Source organism: Mixta mediterraneensis (genome assembly GCF_030283135.1).
GTDB lineage: Bacteria > Pseudomonadota > Gammaproteobacteria > Enterobacterales > Enterobacteriaceae > Pantoea > Pantoea mediterraneensis.
Genome location: NZ_JASUAZ010000044.1, coordinates 1 through 23,413 on the forward strand (window position 1 = coordinate 1; position 23,413 = coordinate 23,413).

The 23,413-nt window shown below is 51.5% G+C and carries 18 protein-coding genes and 1 riboswitch; of the genes, 5 read left to right on the top strand and 13 right to left on the bottom strand.

Features of this window, described 5'->3' with window-relative positions; genetic code table 11:
* Positions 1 to 391: 391 nt before the first annotated feature.
* Positions 392 to 1,981: a bifunctional phosphoribosylaminoimidazolecarboxamide formyltransferase/IMP cyclohydrolase gene (purH, locus tag QRY16_RS18165; protein ID WP_289777600.1), complete on the top strand. Its 1,590-nt coding sequence runs from the start codon at positions 392 to 394 to the stop codon at positions 1,979 to 1,981.
* Between the two features lie 18 nt (positions 1,982 to 1,999).
* Complete coding sequence (gene purD / locus QRY16_RS18170; protein WP_289777601.1) at positions 2,000 to 3,280, top strand: phosphoribosylamine--glycine ligase; 1,281 nt, start codon at positions 2,000 to 2,002, stop codon at positions 3,278 to 3,280.
* A 35-nt stretch (positions 3,281 to 3,315) separates the two neighbouring features.
* Here purD and QRY16_RS18175 read toward each other — a convergent pair whose 3' ends face one another.
* The 6 genes from QRY16_RS18175 to nudC form a co-directional block, all read right to left on the bottom strand.
* Complete coding sequence (locus QRY16_RS18175) at positions 3,316 to 3,978, bottom strand: DUF1481 domain-containing protein (RefSeq protein ID WP_289777602.1); 663 nt, start codon at positions 3,976 to 3,978, stop codon at positions 3,316 to 3,318.
* Positions 3,979 to 4,048: 70 nt separating this feature from the next.
* The gene (gene hupA / locus QRY16_RS18180) at positions 4,049 to 4,321 is read right to left on the bottom strand and encodes a nucleoid-associated protein HU-alpha (RefSeq protein WP_003850136.1); all 273 of its coding nucleotides are present in this window, start codon (positions 4,319 to 4,321) and stop codon (positions 4,049 to 4,051) included.
* A 188-nt stretch (positions 4,322 to 4,509) separates the two neighbouring features.
* Complete coding sequence (locus QRY16_RS18185; RefSeq protein WP_289777603.1) at positions 4,510 to 5,100, bottom strand: YjaG family protein; 591 nt, start codon at positions 5,098 to 5,100, stop codon at positions 4,510 to 4,512.
* 62 nt (positions 5,101 to 5,162) lie between these two features.
* On the bottom strand, positions 5,163 to 5,831 hold the full coding sequence (nfi, locus tag QRY16_RS18190) for a deoxyribonuclease V (RefSeq protein WP_289777604.1): 669 nt from the start codon (positions 5,829 to 5,831) through the stop codon (positions 5,163 to 5,165).
* A gap of 2 nt (positions 5,832 to 5,833) precedes the next feature.
* Positions 5,834 to 6,901 (bottom strand): uroporphyrinogen decarboxylase, encoded by a 1,068-nt coding sequence (hemE, locus tag QRY16_RS18195; protein ID WP_289777605.1) that lies wholly within the window; start codon positions 6,899 to 6,901, stop codon positions 5,834 to 5,836.
* A gap of 43 nt (positions 6,902 to 6,944) precedes the next feature.
* On the bottom strand, positions 6,945 to 7,715 hold the full coding sequence (nudC, locus tag QRY16_RS18200) for an NAD(+) diphosphatase (RefSeq protein WP_289777606.1): 771 nt from the start codon (positions 7,713 to 7,715) through the stop codon (positions 6,945 to 6,947).
* Positions 7,716 to 7,804: 89 nt separating this feature from the next.
* Here nudC and rsd point away from each other — a divergent pair, with 89 nt between their 5' ends.
* From rsd to thiE, 3 genes are all read left to right on the top strand, one after another.
* Positions 7,805 to 8,311, top strand: coding sequence for a sigma D regulator (gene rsd, locus QRY16_RS18205; RefSeq protein ID WP_193405770.1), 507 nt, complete (start codon positions 7,805 to 7,807; stop codon positions 8,309 to 8,311).
* Positions 8,312 to 8,401: 90 nt separating this feature from the next.
* Positions 8,402 to 8,500: riboswitch (TPP riboswitch) on the top strand.
* A gap of 88 nt (positions 8,501 to 8,588) precedes the next feature.
* On the top strand, positions 8,589 to 10,517 hold the full coding sequence (thiC, locus tag QRY16_RS18210; protein WP_289777607.1) for a phosphomethylpyrimidine synthase ThiC: 1,929 nt from the start codon (positions 8,589 to 8,591) through the stop codon (positions 10,515 to 10,517).
* Entirely contained in the window at positions 10,514 to 11,146 is a 633-nt protein-coding gene (thiE, locus tag QRY16_RS18215) for a thiamine phosphate synthase (protein WP_289777608.1), read from the top strand. Before thiC ends, thiE begins: the two co-directional genes overlap by 4 nt.
* A gap of 491 nt (positions 11,147 to 11,637) precedes the next feature.
* On the opposite strand, the gene rpoC is transcribed toward thiE, so the two are convergent.
* The 7 genes from rpoC to nusG all read right to left on the bottom strand — a co-directional run bounded on the left by rpoC (position 11,638) and on the right by nusG (position 23,413).
* Positions 11,638 to 15,861 carry a DNA-directed RNA polymerase subunit beta' gene (rpoC, locus tag QRY16_RS18220; RefSeq protein WP_289777609.1) on the bottom strand — a complete coding sequence of 1,408 codons (4,224 nt, stop codon included), beginning with the start codon at positions 15,859 to 15,861 and terminating at the stop codon, positions 11,638 to 11,640.
* A 135-nt stretch (positions 15,862 to 15,996) separates the two neighbouring features.
* Complete coding sequence (rpoB, locus tag QRY16_RS18225; protein WP_193405766.1) at positions 15,997 to 20,025, bottom strand: DNA-directed RNA polymerase subunit beta; 4,029 nt, start codon at positions 20,023 to 20,025, stop codon at positions 15,997 to 15,999.
* A 330-nt stretch (positions 20,026 to 20,355) separates the two neighbouring features.
* Positions 20,356 to 20,718, bottom strand: coding sequence for a 50S ribosomal protein L7/L12 (rplL, locus tag QRY16_RS18230; RefSeq protein ID WP_009092660.1), 363 nt, complete (start codon positions 20,716 to 20,718; stop codon positions 20,356 to 20,358).
* A 66-nt stretch (positions 20,719 to 20,784) separates the two neighbouring features.
* Complete coding sequence (rplJ, locus tag QRY16_RS18235) at positions 20,785 to 21,282, bottom strand: 50S ribosomal protein L10 (RefSeq protein ID WP_003848098.1); 498 nt, start codon at positions 21,280 to 21,282, stop codon at positions 20,785 to 20,787.
* A gap of 296 nt (positions 21,283 to 21,578) precedes the next feature.
* Positions 21,579 to 22,283, bottom strand: coding sequence for a 50S ribosomal protein L1 (gene rplA / locus QRY16_RS18240; RefSeq protein WP_193405764.1), 705 nt, complete (start codon positions 22,281 to 22,283; stop codon positions 21,579 to 21,581).
* 3 nt (positions 22,284 to 22,286) lie between these two features.
* Positions 22,287 to 22,715, bottom strand: a complete 429-nt coding sequence (gene rplK / locus QRY16_RS18245; RefSeq protein WP_193405763.1) for a 50S ribosomal protein L11 — start codon at positions 22,713 to 22,715, stop codon at positions 22,287 to 22,289.
* A 152-nt stretch (positions 22,716 to 22,867) separates the two neighbouring features.
* Positions 22,868 to 23,413: a transcription termination/antitermination protein NusG gene (gene nusG / locus QRY16_RS18250; RefSeq protein ID WP_052902641.1), complete on the bottom strand. Its 546-nt coding sequence runs from the start codon at positions 23,411 to 23,413 to the stop codon at positions 22,868 to 22,870.

The window sequence follows — 23,413 nt, forward strand, 5'->3', positions numbered from 1 at the left end:
TTCTTTCTGAGAAGTTTTTCTCCGGCGGCTCAGTCTCCCGAACCTGCCAGCACGTCATACCGTAAGCCGGTGTGCCGTGTCAGTGGAGGCGCATTATAGGGAGTTGTTCGGCATGCGCAACCGATAAATTCAATAAAAATACGCGTTCGCTGCATTCCACAGCAAAGTCCCGCCTTATACGCAGTTACACACAGGGTTATCCACATTTTCCGATTGTGCGAATTTAGGCAAGCATCACGCAAACGTTTTCGCTACAATGCCCCGCGATGTGACGGACACCCCTTTTCGAGGCGTTACCTGAAGTTTTCTTTCTCTTTATATATAAAAGAGATCATTAAGCTTGATGTAACGCTCTTATTTACGCGAAACAAAGCCAAGGGATAAAACCACCATGCAACAACGTCGTCCTGTACGCCGCGCTCTGCTCAGTGTTTCTGATAAAGCCGGCATTCTCGAGTTTGCTCAGGCGCTTTCCAACCGCGGTGTCGAACTGCTCTCCACGGGTGGCACAGCTCGCCTACTGGCTGATGCAGGCCTTCCTGTCACTGAAGTGTCTGACTATACCGGTTTCCCAGAGATGATGGATGGACGTGTCAAAACGCTGCACCCGAAAGTACATGGCGGCATTCTGGGCCGTCGTGGCCAGGATGATGCCATTATGGCGCAGCACTCTATTAGTCCCATCGATATGGTGGTCGTTAACCTGTATCCCTTTGCGCAAACTGTCGCTCGTGAGGGTTGTTCACTGGAAGATGCAGTAGAAAACATCGATATTGGTGGCCCGACGATGGTGCGCTCTGCTGCGAAAAACCATAAAGATGTCGCGATTGTCGTTAAGAGCAGCGACTACGAAGCCATCGTGGCCGAGCTGGATGCCAACGAAAACTCCCTGACACTGGCGACCCGTTTCGATCTGGCGATCAAAGCCTTTGAACATACTGCTGCCTATGACAGCATGATTGCCAACTATTTCGGTAGCCTGGTTCCTGCTTACCATGGCGAAAGTAAAGAACCGGCTGGCCGCTTCCCGCGGACCCTTAATCTGAACTTCATCAAAAAGCAGGATATGCGTTACGGCGAAAACAGCCACCAGGATGCGGCGTTCTATATAGAAGAGAATGTGCAGGAGGCTTCCGTTGCAACTGCATTACAGGTTCAGGGCAAGGCGCTGTCTTACAATAATATCGCCGATACGGATGCCGCACTGGAATGCGTAAAAGAATTTAGCGAACCCGCCTGTGTCATCGTTAAGCACGCTAACCCTTGCGGTGTCGCGGTGGACACTTCTCTTCTCGCGGCTTATGAGCGCGCTTACCAAACAGATCCAACGTCAGCCTTCGGCGGTATTATTGCCTTTAACCGTGAGCTGGACGAAGCAACGGCGCAAGCGATTATCAGTCGCCAGTTTGTCGAAGTGATTATTGCGCCTTCTGCAACTGAAGCCGCACTGAAGGTCACGTCTGGCAAGCAAAACGTTCGCGTCCTGATTTGTGGTCAATGGCAGGAACGCGTTAAAGGTCTGGATTTCAAACGTGTCAATGGCGGTTTGCTGGTACAGGATCGCGATTTGGGCATGACTGAAGCCAGCCAATTGCGCGTAGTCAGTAAGCGTCAGCCAACCGAACAGGAACTGCGTGATGCGCTGTTCTGCTGGAAAGTCGCGAAATTCGTTAAATCGAATGCCATTGTTTACGCACGCGACAATATGACCATTGGCATTGGCGCCGGTCAGATGAGCCGCGTTTACTCCGCCAAAATTGCCGGGATTAAAGCCGGTGATGAAGGACTGGAAGTAAAAGGTTCTGCAATGGCATCTGATGCTTTCTTCCCGTTCCGGGACGGGATTGATGCTGCTGCCGCTGTTGGCGTGAGCTGCGTAATTCAACCGGGCGGTTCCATTCGTGATGATGAAGTCATTGCTGCCGCCGATGAACACGGCATTGCAATGATCTTTACTGAAATGCGACATTTCCGTCATTAATCGTCTGGAGAATTAACAATGAAAATTTTAGTTATCGGTAATGGCGGACGTGAACACGCGCTGGCATGGAAGGCCGCGCAATCGCCGCTGGCTGAAACTGTATTTGTTGCGCCGGGTAACGCAGGCACTGCCTTAGAACCTGCGCTGCAAAACGTTGCTATCAACCCGACCGATATAGCTGGCCTGCTGGAATTTGCCCAGCGTGAAAAAATTGATCTGACGATTGTCGGGCCTGAAGCGCCCTTAGTAATTGGCGTGGTTGATACTTTCCGCGCCGCAGGTCTGAAAATTTTCGGCCCAACGCAAGCCGCTGCGCAGCTGGAAGGCTCCAAAGCTTTCACGAAAGATTTCCTCGCTCGCCATAAAATTCCCACCGCGGAATATCAAAATTTTACCGAAGTCGAACCTGCGCTGGCCTACCTGCGCGAAAAAAGCGCGCCTATTGTCATTAAAGCGGATGGACTCGCAGCCGGTAAAGGGGTGATCGTTGCGATGACGTTGCAGGAAGCAGAAGATGCCGTGCACGATATGCTGGCGGGTAATGCCTTCGGTGACGCGGGTCACCGCATCGTTATTGAAGAGTTCCTGGATGGCGAAGAAGCCAGTTTTATTGTGATGGTTGATGGCGAGCATGTATTGCCCATGGCCACCAGTCAGGATCACAAACGTGTCGGCGATGGTGATACCGGTCCAAATACTGGCGGCATGGGCGCTTACTCCCCGGCTCCGGTAGTGTCTGATGAGATCCACCAGCGCGTGATGGACCAGGTTATCTGGCCTACCGTACGTGGTATGGCAGCAGAAGGTAACGTCTATACCGGTTTTCTGTATGCAGGGTTAATGATCGATCCGTCAGGTCAGCCGAAAGTGATCGAATTCAACTGTCGCTTTGGCGATCCGGAAACGCAACCGATCATGCTGCGCCTTCAGTCGGATCTGGTGGATCTTTGCCTGGCTGCCTGTGAAAGCAAACTGGACAAGAAAGATTCGCAGTGGGATCCGCGTCCCGCGCTGGGTGTCGTGCTGGCAGCCGGTGGCTATCCCGGCAACTACAGCACGGGTAATCAGATCCATGGATTGCCGCTTGAAGAAACCGCCGATGGCAAAGTTTTCCATGCGGGAACGCGTCTTGCAGATGATTTGGTACTGACTAACGGTGGTCGCGTACTGTGTGTGACGGCATTAGGAGACGATGTTGCCGCAGCTCAGAAGCGCGCTTATGAACTGGCACAGCCCATATCATGGCAAGGCAGTTTCTGCCGGCGCGATATTGGCTACCGCGCCATTAACCGCAAATAAGCAAAAAAGGGGCATTCGTGTCCCTTTTTATTGTCTTATAAATCTGCTTCTTTTGGCTGCTCTGCGCAGTCATTACGCTGACTTACCAGCAAAAGCTGAACACCTTCCGGTGCTTCCAGCCATGAAACCATTAACGGTATTTTTGCCCCGCGCTGCTGCTGCGCCAGTGTCTGTAATGCGTTTGCATCAAAGGCTGGCGTAACCTGCTGTCCTTCACAGGTCTGAACGGTATGACTACCTTGCCAGTGTCCTTGTTTGAGCAACACCTGACCACTTAACAGCACATCACTGACTTTACGCATACGTTGTGCGTCGAACTTATACAGCTCAACGGCATCCGGGCTAACAGCCTCACGCCGTCCTGCAAGCTGACGCTGCATAAAATTCAAATGACCTTTCTGATCAAAACGCAGCGTAACATCATCCGTCTGTTTACCCCTCACTTTTCGCTGTACGCTGATCAAGGCATCTTCCAGCCAGATATAATCGGTGGTTTCAACCATATCGCTATTAAAAGGCGTGAAAATGGTGTGCAGGTGAATCGACTGATGGTCACTATTCTTGCGCCAGATGCGCACGGCACCGCGATCGGCAAGATAACCACTGGCAGAAAAAGCCGGAATATCGGCAGTTGAACTGCATCCAGTAAAGAAGAGAGGGAGGATCAGAGCGGTTAAACGCTGGTACAGCGGAGACATGGTAGTTGGCCTCTTAAACAAAAGGGGCGAAAACGCCCCCTGTTTTAAGGCTTGACCGCAGTGCGACGACTTACTTAACGGCGTCTTTCAGCGCTTTACCAGACACGAATGCCGGTACGTTTGCTGCAGCGATTTTGATCTCTTTGCCAGTCTGCGGGTTGCGACCGGTACGCTCAGCGCGGTGGTTCACTTTAAAAGTACCAAAACCAACCAGTTGTACAGCATCACCATCTTTCAGAGACTCAGTGATCGCAGCCAGAGTAGATTCCAGCGCTGCCTTAGCCTGTGTTTTAGACAGGTCAGCTTTTTCCGCGATCACATCAATCAGTTGAGTCTTGTTCATAAGTTATCCTTAAAGTGTATTTATCGCTTGCTAAGCAACGAGTGCGAGGGAAAAGCCATATTCTGGCACTCTTCAGCCTGCACGCACCGATAGCCACAATTTTCAGCCCCCCAAATGTAGACCAGACAGGGGGCCGATGTGAAGCCTCCAGGCGCGGTAATTCGGGCCTGAAGTCACGTTTTCTCGCCTTATTGCTGGAATTTTATACCGATGTTACTGATTCCCGCTTCACGCAGGTCCGCTCGAAGTCCTTTGATCAATTCAAGGTCACGCTCTTCGCAGCCTGCGAGCAGGCGAAAAATCTCCCATTGCAGGTCCCATTCATCAATGACGGCGGGGTTTTCACGTAGCTCTTCGTCAGTCATTTCACGACCTGTCTGCGTCATTTCCAGCATCGCTACAGTGGTGATCGAACTCTCGCTGACGTTAATCGCATGCTCCAGCGTTTCACCGCTTAACTGCGCATGCAGCACTTCACTTAACGCCACGCAGGCATCGATAGCGGGATAAACGCCATAGACTTCAAAAGCATCACCGTCAGGAATAGCGGCTTCCAGCTTTTCAAGTTGGCTGTCGAAATTGATTTTCGCGTCTTTGACCGTGAGGTTTTCCCAAATTAAATCGAGAATACGACGATAAAGCGCCGGATCGGCAAACTGCGTCTGCGCGCAAAAAGCCCAATAATTGGGAAACATGCGTTCGCAAAGACAGGCCATAAAAGTCAAATGCTGCCAGCTTTCCAGCTTCGCCAGACGCAGGTGAACGGGGTTTTGTAACATGAAGGTGGCTCTTATTCATTTAGCTGGCGGCAGTGTATCGCAAAAATGCCGCATAAACAGTGTTAAAGCGCGTTTTGCCAGCGCTGGAAAGCCGTTCGGTTTGAGGCAACGGCATCTGCCCACCGCGTAGGCTCAGGCAAACGATAGCCGCGCATACAGTTTTCTACCCAATGCAGCGCGCTGTCGAGACTCACGCGATGCCCTGTGGCAATAAACAGCGGATTGCAACGCAGCTTGCTACGCCATACCCAGCCAATCTGCTCACCTTTATCGATCAGAGGCTGACGGCTGCCTGGCTGTGCATCAACATCCTCATAACGGCCACACAAACGACGTTTTGCTACACCGATAGTGGGTACATCCACCAGCAAACCAAAATGGGATGCCACACCAAGGCGACGGGGGTGTGAAATGCCGTGGCCATCCACAAACAGCAGATCAGGCTTTTGTTCAAGCAACTGCCAGGCCGCCAGCAGGGCTGGATATTCACGAAAGGAGAGAAAGCCTGGGATATACGGCATGGTGGTTTCAATGCGTGCGATACGGTGTTCGACCAGCTTTAAGGAGGGATACTCCAGGAGGACCATAGCGGCACGCGTAACCGTGCCATCCTGCTCAAAGCCGACGTCCGCACCGCCAATAAAACGCGGCGGCAGCACGTCAAAATCATCCTCCCGCACCACATCAGCGGCACGTTGAAGTTGCTCAGCACGTAGTGCGGCGATATCCATTTTTACTCCTGATGCCAGGGTCGAGACAAGCGATGCACCGCTTCAACAAACGCACCCGCGTGTTCAGGTGGGACGTCCTGATGAATGCCGTGACCAAGGTTAAACACGTGTCCCTCACCTTTGCCAAAACCTTCCAGAATTCCGGCAACTTCCTGTTCAATGCGTGCAGGCGGTGCATACAGCATAGAAGGATCCATATTTCCCTGCAAAGAGACTTTGTCGCCTACGCGGCGGCGGGCATCACCTATATCCGTCGTCCAGTCAAGACCCAGTGCATCACAGCCAGTTTCCGCCATCGCTTCCAGCCATTGTCCCCCACCTTTAGTGAACAGGGTAATCGGTACGCGGCGACCTTCGTTTTCGTGCAGCACGCTGTCGACGATTTTATGCATGTAATAAAGTGAAAATTCGCGATAATCGCGACCGGTAAGTACACCGCCCCATGTATCGAACACCATCACCGATTGTGCCCCGGCGCGGATCTGCGCATTCAGATACAAAATGACGCTATCCGCCAGTTTATCCAGCAGCGCATGCAGAGTTGTGGGATCGGCATACATCATCTTTTTAATTTTAGTGAAAGCTTTGCTGCTGCCGCCTTCAACCATATACGTTGCCAGTGTCCAGGGGCTGCCTGAAAAGCCAATCAGCGGGACTGCGCCTTGCAGATTCTTGCGAATAGTACGCACCGCGTTCATTACATAACCCAGTTCTTGTTCTGGGTCAGGAACCGGCAGGCGTTCAACATCGGCACGGCAGGTAACAGGGTTTGAGAAGCGCGGGCCCTCACCGGCTTCAAAGTACAGGCCGAGACCCATTGCATCGGGGATGGTCAGAATATCGCTGAAAAGGATCGCTGCGTCCAGCGCATAGCGGCGTAGCGGTTGCAGCGTCACCTCACAAGCCAGCTCGGCGTTTTTACATAGCGACATAAAATCACCCGCTTCGGCGCGGGTCGCTTTGTACTCCGGTAAGTAACGCCCGGCTTGTCGCATCATCCAGACCGGTGTGACATCAACCGGCTGACGTAACAGGGCGCGCAGGTAACGATCATTCTTCAGTTCATTCATTTTAAGGCTCTCTCAATTTCAGGCGCGTAGTGTAGCACTTTCCTTATGCACCGGCGCGGCAGATGGCTACGGTGTCTTCTATCAGACGGCGCGCCACAGTGCCAGGCGGCGGTAATACTGGCAGCGCGTCATAGCGGAACCAGGCGGCATCCAGCAGCTCCTTGCCATCATGTTGCAGTTCGCCACTGTCATATTCCGCCATAAAAGCCACCATGAGCGACTGCGGAAAAGGCCAGGGTTGAGAAGTCACATAGCGTACATTTTTTACCCGCACGTTACTCTCTTCCATCACTTCACGCGCGACAGCTTGTTCCAGGGTTTCGCCCACTTCGACGAATCCCGCCAGCACGGTATAAACGTTATTGCGATGCCGCGCGTGATTCGCCAACAAAATTTCCTCACCACGCCGTATGGCAACAATGATACAGGGTGCAATTTGTGGGTAATAACGTTCACGACAATGGCTGCACAAACAGGCGAACTCAAGTTTGCTACGGTGCATTTCGTGGCCGCAATAGCCGCACCATCGATGGGAACGATAAAATTCAGCCAGCTGAACACCCCGTCCGGCAAGTTGAAATAACCCAACCTCTTCATCAATTAATTGCCGTACCGACAGCATACTCTCGGCACGCGATTCGCAGATGAGCCAGACTTTTTCACCTTGCCACTCGCCAATGACCTGACCTTTACTGCCGACTAAGCCAAACTTCTTTGCAGTTCCATGCGGCAAATCGCCCTGCGGTAGCCAAAGTTTTTGCTCATGGCTGACAACCCACCATCCAGCGTCTACGCTTGAGATCTCGCATTGCATTTTTTTCGTCATCCTTAGCGTTAAACAACACGCTGAAGTCCTGATGTTAAGTGTGTAGACAAACAACTATAACTCACATGGAGTTAGATATGCTTAACCAGTTAGACGTACTGACCGAGCGCGTAGGTGGCAGCAGCGAACTCATCGATTCGTGGCTTGAAGCCCGTCGTCAGCTCCTGGTCGCTTATTACCATTTAATAGGAATGAAACCTAACAAAGAGGCGTTAACGACGCTGGATGAACAGGCGCTGGATAATTTTTGTCACGGCTTAGTCGACTACCTTTCTGCCGGGCATTTCAGTATTTACGAGCGCGTGGTGAGCGAAATGAATGGCGACAACCCAATGATTGCTGCAGCACAGTTCTATCCGCCGCTTGAGGCAAATACTGAACGTCTGATGCAGATCTATGATGGTCACTTACAGCAATCGATTGACGATGATAACTGCATGACTTTCCAGCAAGCCCTGTCTGAAGTGGGGGAAGTCCTGGAAGCACGCTTCACGCTGGAAGATAAATTGATTCAACTCACATGGGATCACCAGCTGGCGCGCCCACCGGTAGCTAACGATAATCACCTCACTCGCCCCGCTTAGCGTTAAGCGCATGTAAATATCTTGTGATTATCTATCAGCCCTTCTATGCTGGATGGGTTTTGACGACGAAAGTCTGATAAACCCGTTTTTAATTTCTTGTCGGAGTGCCTTAGGGCTGAGACCGTTCATTCGGGATCCGCGGAACCTGACCAGGTTAGAACCTGCGTAGGGAACAAGAGTAAATTTTATCCGTACGCTGGCAACACGTTGTCCACCGTATCGCTTACTCCTTCCGAACTCCGGACAAGCAACGTTCCCCTTTAACTGGAAAATTGCTATGTCTATGTCGAAAACCAACCGTCGCGAACAACGTGCCCAGGCGCAGAAATTTATAGATTCACTACAGGGCGGCAGCGCATTCCCTAACTCTAAACGCATTTGGATCACTGGCAGCCGTAATGACATTCGCGTGCCAATGCGCGAAATACAGCTCAGCCCAACCCTGGCGGGCGGAAGCAAAGATAATCCTCGTTATGAAGACAACGAAGCGGTGCCCGTGTATGACACTGCGGGTGCCTACGGCGATCCCGAGGCGCAAATTGATGTACACCGCGGCCTTGAAAAGCTGCGTGCGGGCTGGATTACCGAACGCAATGACAGTGAAAACCTCGGGCAAACAAGCTCAACCTACACCCAACAGCGCCTGGCCGATGACGGTCTCGATCATCTGCGTTTCGAGCATTTGCCCAAACCACGTCGTGCCAGAGCGGGCCGCTGTGTGACGCAGCTGCATTATGCACGTCAGGGCATCATCACACCTGAGATGGAATATATTGCGCTGCGCGAAAATATGGGTCGCGAGCGTATTCGTGGCGATGTGTTGCTGCAACAGCACGCAGGACACAGCTTTGATGCGCACCTGCCAGAAAATATTACCCCCGAGTTTGTCCGACAGGAAGTCGCCGACGGTCGCGCCATTATTCCCGCCAATATCAATCATCCTGAATCGGAACCAATGATCATTGGCCGCAACTTCCTGGTGAAGGTGAACGCCAATATTGGTAATTCAGCGGTTACGTCTTCGATCGAAGAAGAAGTGGAAAAGCTGGTCTGGTCGACTCGTTGGGGAGCCGACACGGTAATGGATCTTTCCACCGGGCGTTATATCCATGAAACCCGTGAATGGATCCTGCGTAACAGCCCGGTTCCGATTGGTACCGTGCCCATTTATCAGGCGCTGGAAAAAGTAAATGGCGTGGCAGAGGACCTTAACTGGGAAATTTTCCGCGACACGTTGCTGGAGCAAGCCGAGCAAGGCGTTGACTATTTCACCATCCATGCCGGCGTGTTGTTGCGTTACGTGCCGATGACTGCCAAACGCCTGACCGGTATTGTTTCGCGTGGCGGCTCGATTATGGCTAAATGGTGTTTATCGCATCACAAAGAGAGTTTTCTTTATCAGCATTTCCGTGACATCTGTGAAATCTGTGCCGCCTATGACGTTTCGCTGTCGCTGGGAGATGGCTTGCGGCCCGGCTCGATTCAGGATGCCAACGACGAAGCGCAATTTGCCGAACTGCATACGTTAGGTGAGCTGACGAAGATCGCCTGGGAATATGATGTTCAGGTGATGATTGAAGGTCCGGGGCATGTACCCATGCAGATGATTCGTCGCAACATGACGGAGCAGCTGGCGCACTGCCATGAAGCGCCGTTTTACACCCTCGGTCCACTCACGACTGACATCGCACCGGGATACGATCATTTCACTTCAGGTATTGGTGCAGCAATGATTGGCTGGTTTGGCTGTGCGATGCTGTGTTACGTCACGCCAAAAGAGCACCTTGGTCTGCCAAATAAAGAAGACGTGAAGCAAGGTTTAATCACTTATAAGATTGCCGCCCATGCCGCCGATCTCGCGAAAGGTCATCCCGGCGCGCAGATCCGTGATAACGCCATGTCTAAAGCGCGTTTTGAATTTCGCTGGGAAGATCAGTTTAATCTGGCACTGGACCCCCATACGGCACGGGCTTATCACGATGAAACGCTGCCGCAAGAATCCGGCAAAGTGGCACATTTTTGCTCTATGTGCGGCCCCAAATTCTGTTCGATGAAAATTACACAGGAAGTGCGCGACTACGCCGCACGTCAGGAAGCCGCCGCACAGCCGATTGAAATTGGCATGGCAAAAATGTCCGATACTTTTCGCAGCCGTGGAGGAGAACTTTACCACTCTGCGGACGCTATTCAGGAGGAGAAAATATGAATGCATTTCCCGCAACCGCGCCGCGCTTAGGGCTTTATCCGGTAGTTGATAACGTAGAGTGGATTGAGCGGCTGCTGCAGGCTGGCGTGCGCACCATTCAGCTACGGATTAAAGATCAACCTAACGAGGTGGTGGAACCGGCTATCGCTCAGGCTATTGCGCTGGGTAAACGCTATCGCGCACGCCTTTTCATCAATGATTACTGGCGACTGGCGATCAAACATCACGCCTATGGCGTGCATCTTGGGCAGGAAGATCTGGATGTTGCGAACCTTGAACTGATTAATCAGGCAGGATTACGCTTAGGCATTTCGACGCACGATGATACTGAGCTGGATCGTGCCCTGGCTTTGCGTCCCTCTTACATTGCGCTCGGGCATATCTTTCCTACGCAAACAAAAGAAATGCCTTCTGCGCCGCAGGGCTTAACCGAACTGAAACGTCATCTGGCGCGCTTGCAGGATATTTCCACCGTGGCGATTGGCGGCATCAGCATCGCGCGAGCCCCTGATGTGCTGGCAACTGGCGTGGGTAGCATCGCGGTAGTTAGTGCGATTACAGAAGCTGCTGACTGGCAGGAAGCAACACGTACTTTGCTGGCGTTGGCCGAACCTGAAACCGTTAGTTAACGCGGTAATGGAACGCGCCTCCACATTCGCGTATTTACTGCTGCAATTGTGGATTTAAAGCTGGGAAGCCGTGCACAGTGATGAAGCTCGTCACTGGCGCGGCTTGTTTGTTCTGAGTAAAGTTGCTCCCGTCAGGCAAGCTTCGCCTGTCCAGGGCCGGTTCCCTCCTCTTTCTGGCCCTGTTTCTCTCCCCGTTCATGGCTAGTATTCTTGCTCAGGATTATCTGTTTCACTGCCACACTCAACAGGAGCAATGCTTGCCCGGTGTTGTTGGCCAGCGGTCGTTCACGAGACAGTTAACAGACGATGACGATCGCAAAGTGGAAATGGATAACAGGCTGGATATGTGGCTCACGCAGCGGGTGAAAACTGGACAGCAAAAGCTTTGGTATCGTTATTCACAGCAGCCTCAATGGCGATAAGTGAAATAGGCTAAATGAAAGACATAAAAAAACCCTGCCAGGCAGGGTTTTTTATTACATGACTAACGATTATTCGTCGTTATTACCACCGAGACCAGCATTCAACAGCTCAGCCAGGCTCGCTGAGGCTTCATCCGCAGTCACTTGCGGTACAGCCTGGACTTCGCCTACCTGACGGCGACGCATACGATCCTGATGATAAGCGTAACCCGTACCGGCCGGGATCAGACGACCCACAATGACGTTCTCTTTCAGGCCACGCAATTCGTCGCGTTTGCCCGCAACGGCTGCTTCGGTCAGGACACGTGTTGTCTCCTGGAACGATGCGGCAGAGATAAACGACTCGGTTGCCAGTGACGCTTTGGTGATACCCAGCAGGTCACGTGCAAAGGTTGCAGCAACTTTTCCGTTCGCTTCCAGTTCGCGGTTAGCGATCTTGATGCGAGAAAACTCTGCTTGTTCACCTTCCAGGAACTCGGTGCTACCCGCGCTCATGATGGTCGCTTTACGCAGCATCTGACGAACGATAACTTCGATGTGCTTATCGTTAATCTTAACGCCCTGCAGACGGTAAACGTCCTGCACTTCGTTAGTGATATAACGCGTCACCGCATGAACGCCACGCAAGCGCAGAATGTCATGTGGTGATTCTGGGCCATCGGAAACTACGTCACCACGCTCAACACGTTCACCTTCGAACACGTTCAGCTGACGCCATTTCGGAATCATCTCTTCGTATGGATCGCTACCATCAACCGGTGTGATCACCAGGCGACGCTTACCTTTAGTCTCTTTACCGAAGGAGATGATACCGCTAATCTCCGCCAGGATAGCTGGCTCTTTCGGACGACGCGCTTCAAACAAGTCAGCAACGCGTGGCAGACCACCGGTAATATCCTTAGTACCGCCGGATTCCTGTGGAACACGCGCCAGCGTGTCACCGGAACTGATTTTCACGCCATCTTCCAGCTGAACAATCGCTTTGCCCGGCAGGAAGTACTGAGCTGGCATGTCAGTGCCGGGGATCAGGACATCATCGCCGTTAGCATCAACAATTTTCAGCGCAGGACGCAGATCTTTACCGCCCGACGTACGTTCGGCGCTGTCCAGTACCACCAGCGATGACAGACCCGTTAAGTCATCTGTCTGACGCGTAATGGTCTGGCCATCGATCATGTCAGTGAAGCGAATGAAACCGCCCACTTCAGTGATAACCGGCATAGTATGCGGATCCCAGTTCGCTACTGTTTCGCCTGCAGCAACCTGCTCACCGTCACCTTTCGCCATGGTGGCACCATAAGGCACTTTATAGCTTTCTTTGGTGCGGCCAAATTCGTCGATCATTTTCAGTTCGACGTTACGCGAGGTGATTACCAGCTTGCCAGCGGAGTTGGTTACCGACTTCGCGTTGGTCAGCTTGATAGTACCTTTGTTCTTCACCTGAACGCTGGATTCAGCTGCCGCACGTGATGCCGCACCACCGATGTGGAAGGTACGCATCGTCAGCTGTGTACCTGGCTCACCGATGGACTGCGCAGCAATAACACCGATCGCTTCACCTTTATTGATGATGTGACCACGTGCCAGATCGCGACCGTAGCAATGTGCACACACGCCAAAGTCGGTTTCACAACCAACGACAGAACGTACTTTCACGCTGTCGACGGAATTCAGTTCCAATACGTCACACCAATGCTCATCGAGCAGCGTGTTACGTGGCACCAGAATGTCAGCAGTACCCGGCTTCAACACATCTTCTGCAGTCACACGACCCAGAACACGCTCACGCAGCGGCTCTTTAACATCGCCGCCTTCAATGACCGGCGTCATCATGATGCCTTCGTGCGTACCGCAATCGTCTTCGGTAACCACCAGATCCTGCGCAACGTCAACCAGACGACGTGTCAGATAACCGGAGTTAGCGGTTTTCAGTGCGGTATCCGCAAGACCTTTACGCGCACCGTGCGTTGAGATGAAGTACTGGAGTACGTTCAGGCCTTCGCGGAAATTCGCCGTGATGGGTGTTTCAATGATCGAGCCATCCGGCTTCGCCATCAAACCACGCATACCCGCCAGCTGACGAATCTGAGCAGCAGAACCACGCGCACCAGAGTCGGCCATCATAAAGATGCTGTTAAAAGAAACCTGTTTCTCTTCTTCGCCGTCACGGTTAATCACGGTTTCAGTTGAGAGGTTTTCCATCATCGCTTTCGCTACACGCTCGTTCGCAGCAGCCCAGATATCGATGACTTTGTTATAACGTTCACCTGCGGTAACCAGACCAGACTGGAACTGCTCTTGAATTTCAGCCACTTCGGCTTCAGCTTCAGAGATAATTTCCACTTTCTTGGCCGGAATAACCATGTCGTCAATACCAACAGACGCACCTGAACGGGCCGCGTAAGCGAAACCGGTGTACATGGTCTGGTCAGCAAAGATAACGGTCGGCTTCAGCCCCAAAATGCGGTAACAGGTATTCAGCATTTTGGAAATAGCTTTTTTACCCAGCGCCTGGTTGACGATGGAGTAAGGCAGACCTTGCGGCACAATCATCCACAGAATCGCACGACCAATAGTGGTGTCGATAATGCTGGTTTTTGCAACGAATTCGTCTTGCTCGTTTTTGCTGTATTCAGTGATACGCACTTTAACGCGCGCATGCAGCTCGGCCTGGCCAGCGCGGTAAACACGCTCAGCTTCTTTCGGGCCGGTCAGCACCATGCCTTCACCTTTGGCATTCACTTTGTCGCGGGTCATATAGTACAGACCCAAAACAACGTCCTGTGAAGGAACGATGATTGGCTCACCGTTCGCTGGCGACAGAATGTTGTTGGTCGACATCATCAGCGCACGCGCTTCCAGCTGGGCTTCCAGCGTCAGCGGTACGTGAACAGCCATCTGGTCACCATCGAAGTCGGCGTTATAGGCCGCACAAACCAGCGGGTGCAGCTGGATAGCTTTACCTTCGATCAGAACCGGTTCAAATGCCTGGATACCCAGACGGTGCAGTGTTGGTGCACGGTTTAGCAGCACTGGGTGTTCGCGGATGACTTCGTCCAGGATATCCCAAACTACGGCTTCTTCACGCTCAACCATTTTCTTCGCGGCTTTGATGGTGGTGGCCAGACCACGCAGCTCCAGCTTGCCGTAAATGAATGGTTTGAATAGCTCCAGTGCCATTTTCTTCGGCAGACCGCACTGATGCAGGCGCAGGTATGGACCCACGGTGATAACCGAACGACCAGAGTAGTCGACACGTTTACCCAGCAGGTTCTGACGGAAACGACCCTGCTTACCTTTGATCATGTCAGCCAGCGACTTCAGCGGACGCTTGTTAGAACCCGTGATCGCCCGACCGCGACGGCCGTTGTCCAGCAAGGCATCGACCGCTTCCTGCAGCATACGCTTTTCGTTGCGCACGATGATGTCTGGTGCAGCCAGATCTAACAGACGCTTCAAACGGTTGTTACGGTTGATCACGCGACGATACAGATCGTTCAGATCTGACGTTGCGAAACGACCACCGTCCAGCGGCACCAGCGGACGCAGATCTGGCGGCAACACAGGCAGCACAGTCAGAATCATCCATTCAGGCTTGTTACCTGATTGAACGAACGCTTCCAGCAATTTGATACGCTTGGTCAGCTTTTTACGCTTGGTTTCAGAGTTAGTTTCGTTCAGCACTTCACGCAGCTGCTCGCACTCTTGCTCCAAATCCATGTTTTTCAGCAATGCCTGGATCGCTTCGGCGCCCATTTTAGCGTCGAACTCATCACCAAATTCTTCCAGCGCATCCAGATATTGCTCTTCAGTCAGAATCTGACGCTTTTCGAGGTTGGTCATGCCACCTTCGATAACAACGTAAGATTCAAAGTACAATACGCGCTCGATATCACGTAAAGGCATATCCAGCAGCAAACCGATACGTGACGGCAGTGATTTCAGGAACCAGATATGCGCAGTCGGCGAAGCCAGTTCAATATGGCCCATGCGCTCACGACGCACTTTAGTTTGGGTGACTTCAACCCCACACTTCTCACAGATCACACCGCGATGCTTCAGGCGCTTGTACTTGCCGCATAAGCATTCGTAGTCTTTTACCGGCCCGAAAATACGGGCACAGAACAGACCGTCGCGCTCTGGTTTGAAGGTACGGTAGTTAATGGTTTCCGGCTTTTTCACTTCACCGAAAGACCAGGAACGGATCATGTCTGGCGAAGCCAGCGCAATTTTGATCGCATCAAACTCTTCGGTTTTAGTTTGCGCTTTCAGAAACTTAAGTAAGTCTTTCACGGATTAGCTCCCGTCGGAGTGAGACTCTCAGGGGCGTTCAACCGAAATTGAACGCCCCATAACCAGTACAATTGCGAGCGCTTAAACCCGACATCTTACAAGCCGCGCATAGATAACCGCGGCTTAAATGCAGGGTTACTCGTCTTCCAGCTCGATGTTGATACCCAGCGAGCGAATCTCTTTCAACAGTACGTTGAAGGATTCTGGCATGCCCGGTTCCATCTGATGATTGCCGTCTACGATGTTTTTATACATCTTAGTACGACCGTTCACGTCATCAGACTTAACGGTGAGCATTTCCTGCAGAGTATATGCAGCGCCATATGCTTCCAGCGCCCACACTTCCATCTCACCGAAGCGCTGACCACCGAACTGTGCCTTACCACCCAGCGGCTGCTGAGTAACCAGGCTGTAGGAACCGGTAGAACGCGCATGCATCTTGTCATCAACCAGGTGGTTGAGTTTCAGCATGTACATATAACCTACGGTTACCTGACGTTCGAACTGCTCACCGGTACGACCATCAAACAAGGTAATCTGACCGGATGAAGGCAAGCCGCCGAGCTGTAATAGCTCTTTGATCTCGCTCTCTTTCGCGCCGTCAAATACTGGCGTCGCAATTGGCATACCTTTTTTCAGGTTCTCAGCTAAGCGTAGAACTTCGTCATCGCTAAAGGTGTTCAGGTCAACTTTCTGACGCACATCAGTGCCCAGATCATAAGCACGCTGGATGAACTCGCGCAGTTTCGCGACTTCTTCCTGCTTCTTCAGCATGGCGTTGATCTTCTCACCGATGCCTTTTGCCGCCATACCCAGGTGGGTTTCAAGGATCTGACCGATGTTCATACGCGATGGTACGCCCAGTGGGTTCAGTACGATGTCGACCGGCGTACCGTTCTCATCGTAAGGCATATCTTCGATCGGGTTGATCTTGGAGATAACACCTTTGTTCCCGTGACGACCAGCCATCTTGTCACCCGGTTGGATCTGACGTTTAACGGCCAGGTAAACCTTAACGATTTTCAGCACACCTGGAGCCAAATCATCGCCCTGGGTGATCTTACGGCGCTTACCTTCGAGTTTTTTCTCAAACTCGTGCTTCAGCTCGTCGTACTGCTCAGCCAGCTGTTCCAACTGGTTTTGTCTGGCTTCATCAGTCAGACCCAGTTCCAACCAACGCTCACGCGGCAGTTTGTCCAGCTTGTCAGCTTCAACGCCACCCGAAATCAGCACCGCCTGGATACGGCTGAACAGGCCCGCTTCGAGGATTTTCAGTTCTTCAGACAGGTCTTTTTTGGCCTGCTTCAGCTGCATCTCTTCGATTTCCAGCGCACGCTTGTCTTTCTCCACGCCATCGCGGGTAAAGACCTGAACATCAATAACGGTGCCTGAAACGCCATTCGGTACGCGCAGTGACGAATCTTTTACGTCAGAGGCTTTTTCACCAAAAATAGCGCGCAACAGTTTTTCTTCTGGCGTTAGCTGGGTTTCACCTTTTGGTGTCACTTTACCTACCAGAATATCGCCGCCGGTCACTTCTGCACCGATATAAACGATACCGGATTCATCCAGTTTAGAAAGCGCAGCTTCACCCACATTAGGAATATCAGCAGTGATCTCTTCCGGCCCCAGCTTGGTGTCACGAGACACACACGCCAGCTCCTGGATATGGATGGTGGTGAAGCGATCTTCCTGAACCACACGCTCGGAGACCAAAATGGAGTCTTCAAAGTTGTAACCGTTCCATGGCATGAACGCTACGCGCATGTTCTGGCCCAGCGCCAGTTCACCGAGATCGGTAGACGGGCCATCTGCCAACACGTCGCCGCGTTCAACCGGCTCGTTCAGCGACACACAAGGCATCTGATTGATGCAGGTGTTCTGGTTAGAACGGGTATATTTGGTCAGGTTGTAAATATCGATGCCGGCTTCGCCTGCATGCATTTCGTCTTCGTTAACTTTGATAACGATACGAGAAGCATCAACGTACTGAACGGTACCACCACGTTTCGCTACCGCAGTAACACCAGAGTCAACCGCAACCGCGCGCTCCATACCCGTACCCACCAGCGGCTTGTCAGCGCGCAACGTTGGAACGGCCTGACGTTGCATGTTCGCACCCATCAAGGCGCGGTTAGCATCATCGTGCTCAAGGAATGGGATCAGTGATGCACCGACAGAAACCACCTGCTGAGTGGAAACGTCCATGTAGTCAACCTGATCACGACTAAACAAGCTCGATTCACCTTTGCTACGGCAGGTTACCAGGTCATCAACAAACGCGCCGTTATCATCAAGCTGGGCGTTCGCCTGAGCGATAACATAATTCCCCTCTTCGATAGCCGAGAGGTAATGGATTTCATCAGAAACCACACTGTCGATAACACGACGATAAGGCGTTTCCAGGAAGCCATACTCGTTAGTCTGCGCATAAACAGATAAGGAGTTGATCAGACCGATGTTCGGGCCTTCCGGCGTTTCGATTGGGCAAACACGACCGTAGTGCGTTGGATGTACGTCACGCACTTCAAAGCCGGCACGCTCACGCGTCAAGCCGCCTGGGCCGAGGGCAGAAATACGGCGCTTATGCGTAATTTCTGACAACGGGTTGTTCTGATCCATAAACTGTGACAGCTGACTTGAACCGAAGAACTCTTTCACCGCGGCCGAAATTGGCTTAGCGTTGATCATGTCCTGCGGCATCAAGGTGTCAAGATCGCCCAGAGAAAGACGCTCTTTAACGGCGCGTTCAACACGCACCAGTCCAACGCGGAACTGGTTTTCAGCCATTTCACCCACTGAACGAATACGACGGTTACCGAGGTGGTCAATATCGTCCACTTCGCCTTTACCGTTACGGATGTCGATCAGCTTTTTCATCACGTCGATGATGTCTTCTTTGCTCAGGATGCCTGAACCTTCGATTTCATCACGCAGCAATGAACGGTTAAATTTCATGCGGCCTACGGCAGAGAGATCGTAACGATCTTCAGAGAAGAACAGGTTTTCAAACAGGTTCTCTGCGGCTTCACGCGTTGGCGGTTCACCAGGACGCATCATACGATAGATCTCAACCAGCGCACTGAGGCGATCATTGGTTGGGTCAACACGCAGCGTCTCGGAGATATAAGGACCGTGATCCAGATCGTTAGTAAACAGCGTTTCAATACGTTTGTGACCGGCCTGGCTCAATTTAGCCAGCAGATCCAGTGACAGCTCCATATTGGCAGCAATAATCAGCTCGCCAGTGCTCTCATCAATGTAATCTTTAGAAACGACTTTACCCGCGATGTACTCGACCGGCACTTCAATGTGCTGAATGCCATCTTTTTCCAGCTGACGGATGTGGCGAGCAGTGATGCGACGCGCTTTCTCAACGTAAACCGTGCCGTTTGCTTCAATATCGAAGGTGGCGGTTTCACCGCGCAGGCGCTCAGGCACCAGTTCCATCTGCAGCTTGTTGTCACGAATTTCAAACACCACTTTCTCGAAGAAAATATCGAGAATTTGTGCAGTTGTGTATTGCAACGCGCGCAGAATAATACTGGCCGGCAGCTTACGACGACGGTCAATACGAACAAAAAGATTGTCTTTCGGGTCAAACTCGAAGTCGAGCCATGAACCGCGGTAAGGGATGATACGTGCGTTATACAGCACTTTACCCGATGAGTGGGTTTTACCCTTGTCGCTGTCGAAGAACACGCCAGGACTACGGTGCAGCTGAGAAACGATAACACGCTCAGTACCGTTGATAACAAAGGTACCGTTATCGGTCATGAGTGGAATTTCACCCATGTACACTTCTTGTTCTTTAATGTCTTTTACTGTGCCTTCTGGCGCTTCGCGCTCATAGATCACCAGACGTAATTTCACGCGCAGCGGTGCCGAATAGGTCACGCCACGAATCTGACACTCTTTTACGTCAAAGACAGGTTCACCCAGGCGATAGCTTACATACTGCAACTCAGAATTGCCGCTGTAGCTCGCGATCGGGAAGACGGAACGGAATGCAGCTTCCAGTCCGTACTGACCTTCTGGATCTTGTTCGATAAACTTCTGGAACGAATCAAGCTGGATAGAAAGGAGATAAGGTATGTCCAAAACTTGTGGACGTTTACCAAAATCCTTACGAATACGTTTTTTCTCGGTATAGGAGTAAACCATAGGGTTCCTCAGCTAGCTGACAAGTCGACCCACGCTGTCCGTCCTGAAAGGACAGTTCATGCAACACGATTTTGTTTGTTTCACAGCCTGCGCAGCAGGTTGTGCAATACCTCTTTCTATCACGCTTAAATCATTTCATCGCTTTTGCGTGGGCAGGGAACCCGCACAGGAAAGCGGTATATTAAGTCGTCGATAGAGAAAGATATTGAAGAGCAACAATGGTCAAACAGTGTGAAACCCCATTGAGGCCCTGGAGCGCAAAAAGGCTGGTGACCAAAAAGCCACCAGCCATCAGTCTGAAATTACTCAGACCGCAACCCGAAGGTTGTCTTACTTAACTTCAACTTCAGCGCCAGCTTCTTTCAGAGCAGCTTCAAGTGCAGCTGCGTCGTCTTTGCTGATGCCTTCTTTGATTACGCCAGTTGCTTCAACCAGATCTTTGGCTTCTTTCAGGCCCAGACCCGTTGCGGTACGAACGGCTTTGATAACAGCAACTTTGTTCGCGCCAACAGCTTTCAGCACAACGTCGAATTCAGTTTTTTCTTCAACAGCTTCAGCTGGGCCAGCAGCAACAGCTACAGCAGCAGCAGCAGAAACGCCGAATTTTTCTTCCATAGCAGAAACCAGCTCAACTACTTCCATTACGGACATAGCAGCAACGGCTTCCAGAATTTGGTCTTTAGTGATAGACATGACAATTGTTCCTAAGAATCAGAAAAAGTTTATACGTTAGCAAGTACGAAGAAAAAGAATATGGCCTTAAGCCGCTTCTTTCGCATCGCGAACAGCAGCCAGAGTGCGGACCAGTTTGCCTGCAGCGGCTTCTTTCATGGTCGACATCAGACGTGCCAGTGCTTCTTCGTAAGTCGGCAGCGTTGCCAGACGGTCAATATTGGCCGCCGTGATCAGCTCACCTTCAAAGGCCGCAGCTTTGACCTCAAATTTTGCATTCGCTTTCGCGAAATCTTTGAACAAACGAGCAGCAGCGCCCGGGTGTTCCATAGAATATGCAATCAGGGTCGGACCAACAAACGTGTCTTTCAGGCACTCAAACTGAGTACCTTCAACGACGCGGCGCAGCAGGGTGTTACGAACAACACGCATGTAAACGCCAGCTTCACGACCTGCTTTACGCAGTTCGGTCATTTTATCAACGGTAACGCCACGGGAATCCGCAACAACCGCTGAAAGCGCACCTTTGGCTACTTCGCTGACTTCAGCAACAATCGCTTGTTTGTCTTGAAGATTTAATGCCATTAGCTTTTGCTCCTGGATTTGACCGGAGAAGGATTTCTCCGGAACTCACTTCACTTACTTACCCAAAGGAAAATAAGCGCTATTACACGGTGAGCAGAATCCAGCTAAGAAAAAATTCTTTTGGTTCTGTCACCGTCTACGCAGGGGATTAAGCCTTACATTGGAAAATGTGCGGCTCCTGCGGTCTTGGACGGAGGCCAGGATAAGGCCTGGCTCCAACCTAAATACTTTGGCATGCTTAAAAGCATAACGGGCGTAAGATTCTAGGCGAATTTTTCACCCGTTTCAAGCAGCAATTAGTTTGCTGTTGCGCTTAAACCCGCCTGGTCGATGGCAACGCCAGCGCCCATGGTAGTGGAGAGGCTAACTTTCTTGATATACACGCCTTTCGCCTGAGATGGTTTTGCTTTTTTCAGCGCAACCAGCAGAGATTCTAGGTTTTCTTTCAATTTGTCAGCGTCAAAGTCCACTTTACCAATGGTGGTGTGGATGATGCCGTTTTTATCGTTACGATAACGAACCTGACCCGCTTTAGCGTTCTTAACCGCTTCTGCAACGTTAGGTGTTACGGTACCAACTTTCGGGTTTGGCATCAGGCCACGTGGGCCCAGAATCTGGCCCAACTGGCCTACAACGCGCATTGCATCCGGAGAAGCAATTACAACGTCAAAATTCATTTCGCCTTTTTTGATCTGCTCAGCCAGATCTTCCATACCTACCAGCTCAGCGCCAGCTGCTTTAGCAGCTTCAGCGTTTGCGCCCTGGCTAAAGACGGCTACGCGTACTGAACGGCCAGTACCATGCGGCAGCACAGTCGCGCCACGTACGTTCTGATCTGATTTACGCGCGTCGATGCCCAGGTTAACTGCAACGTCAACGCTTTCTACGAATTTAGCCGTAGCCAGTTCTTTCAGCAGAGCAACGGCTTCAGAGATGTCATACTGTTTAGTCGCGTCCACTTTGTCGCGGATTACGCTCATGCGCTTGGTCAGCTTAGCCATTTCTTAATCCTCTACTACCAGGCCCATGGAACGAGCAGTACCTTCGATGGAGCGAGTCATCGCTTCAACGTCTGCACCAGTCATGTCCGCAGCTTTAGTTTCTGCGATTTCACGTACCTGAGTACGGGTTACTTTACCGACTTTTTCTTTATTCGGCTTGCCAGAACCAGACTTGATGCCTGCTGCTTTTTTCAGCAGAACGGCCGCTGGAGGCGTTTTAGTAACGAAAGTGAAAGAGCGGTCACTGTAGACAGTGATAACAACAGGAATCGGCAGACCTTTTTCCAAAGATTCTGTTTTAGCGTTGAACGCTTTACAAAATTCCATGATGTTAACACCCTGCTGACCCAGAGCTGGACCAACCGGTGGACTTGGGTTCGCCATACCAGCTGCGACTTGCAGCTTAACGTAGGCTTGTACTTTCTTAGCCATGACATTTCCTCAAATGGGTTTTAGCGCCTGGATCGACAGGCTCCCCGTGATAACAATTCACACGCTATTGATTAGCGCATAAAAACAAAAGGCGCGAAATTGTAGTGAAATTTCGCGCCTGCTGCAATAGCTAAATTTTGAGCAGAAAAAGATTAGCCTTTTTCTACCTGACCGAAGTCGAGTTCAACCGGGGTAGCACGTCCAAAAATCGAGACGGACACTTTCAGGCGACTCTTTTCGTAATCAACTTCTTCGACAACACCGTTAAAGTCTGCAAACGGACCATCACTAACGCGGACCATTTCACCTGGCTCAAACAGCGTTTTCGGACGCGGTTTATCACCAACCTGCTGTAGGCGGTTCATTATCGCATCAACTTCTTTGTCACTAATAGGTGCTGGACGGTCAGACGTTCCGCCAATGAAACCCATTACGCGAGGGACACTGCGTACAAGGTGCCAACTGGCATCGTTCATAACCATCTGCACGAGAACATAACCAGGGAAAAACTTGCGCTCGCTTTTACGACGCTGACCACCACGGATCTCAACCACTTCTTCGGTTGGAACCATGACGTCGCCAAACAGTTCTTCCATGTTATGCAATTTGATGTGCTCACGTAACGACTGCGCTACGCGGCCTTCAAAGCCGGAAAACGCCTGCACGACGTACCAGCGTTTTTTTGGAGCTTCAGACAT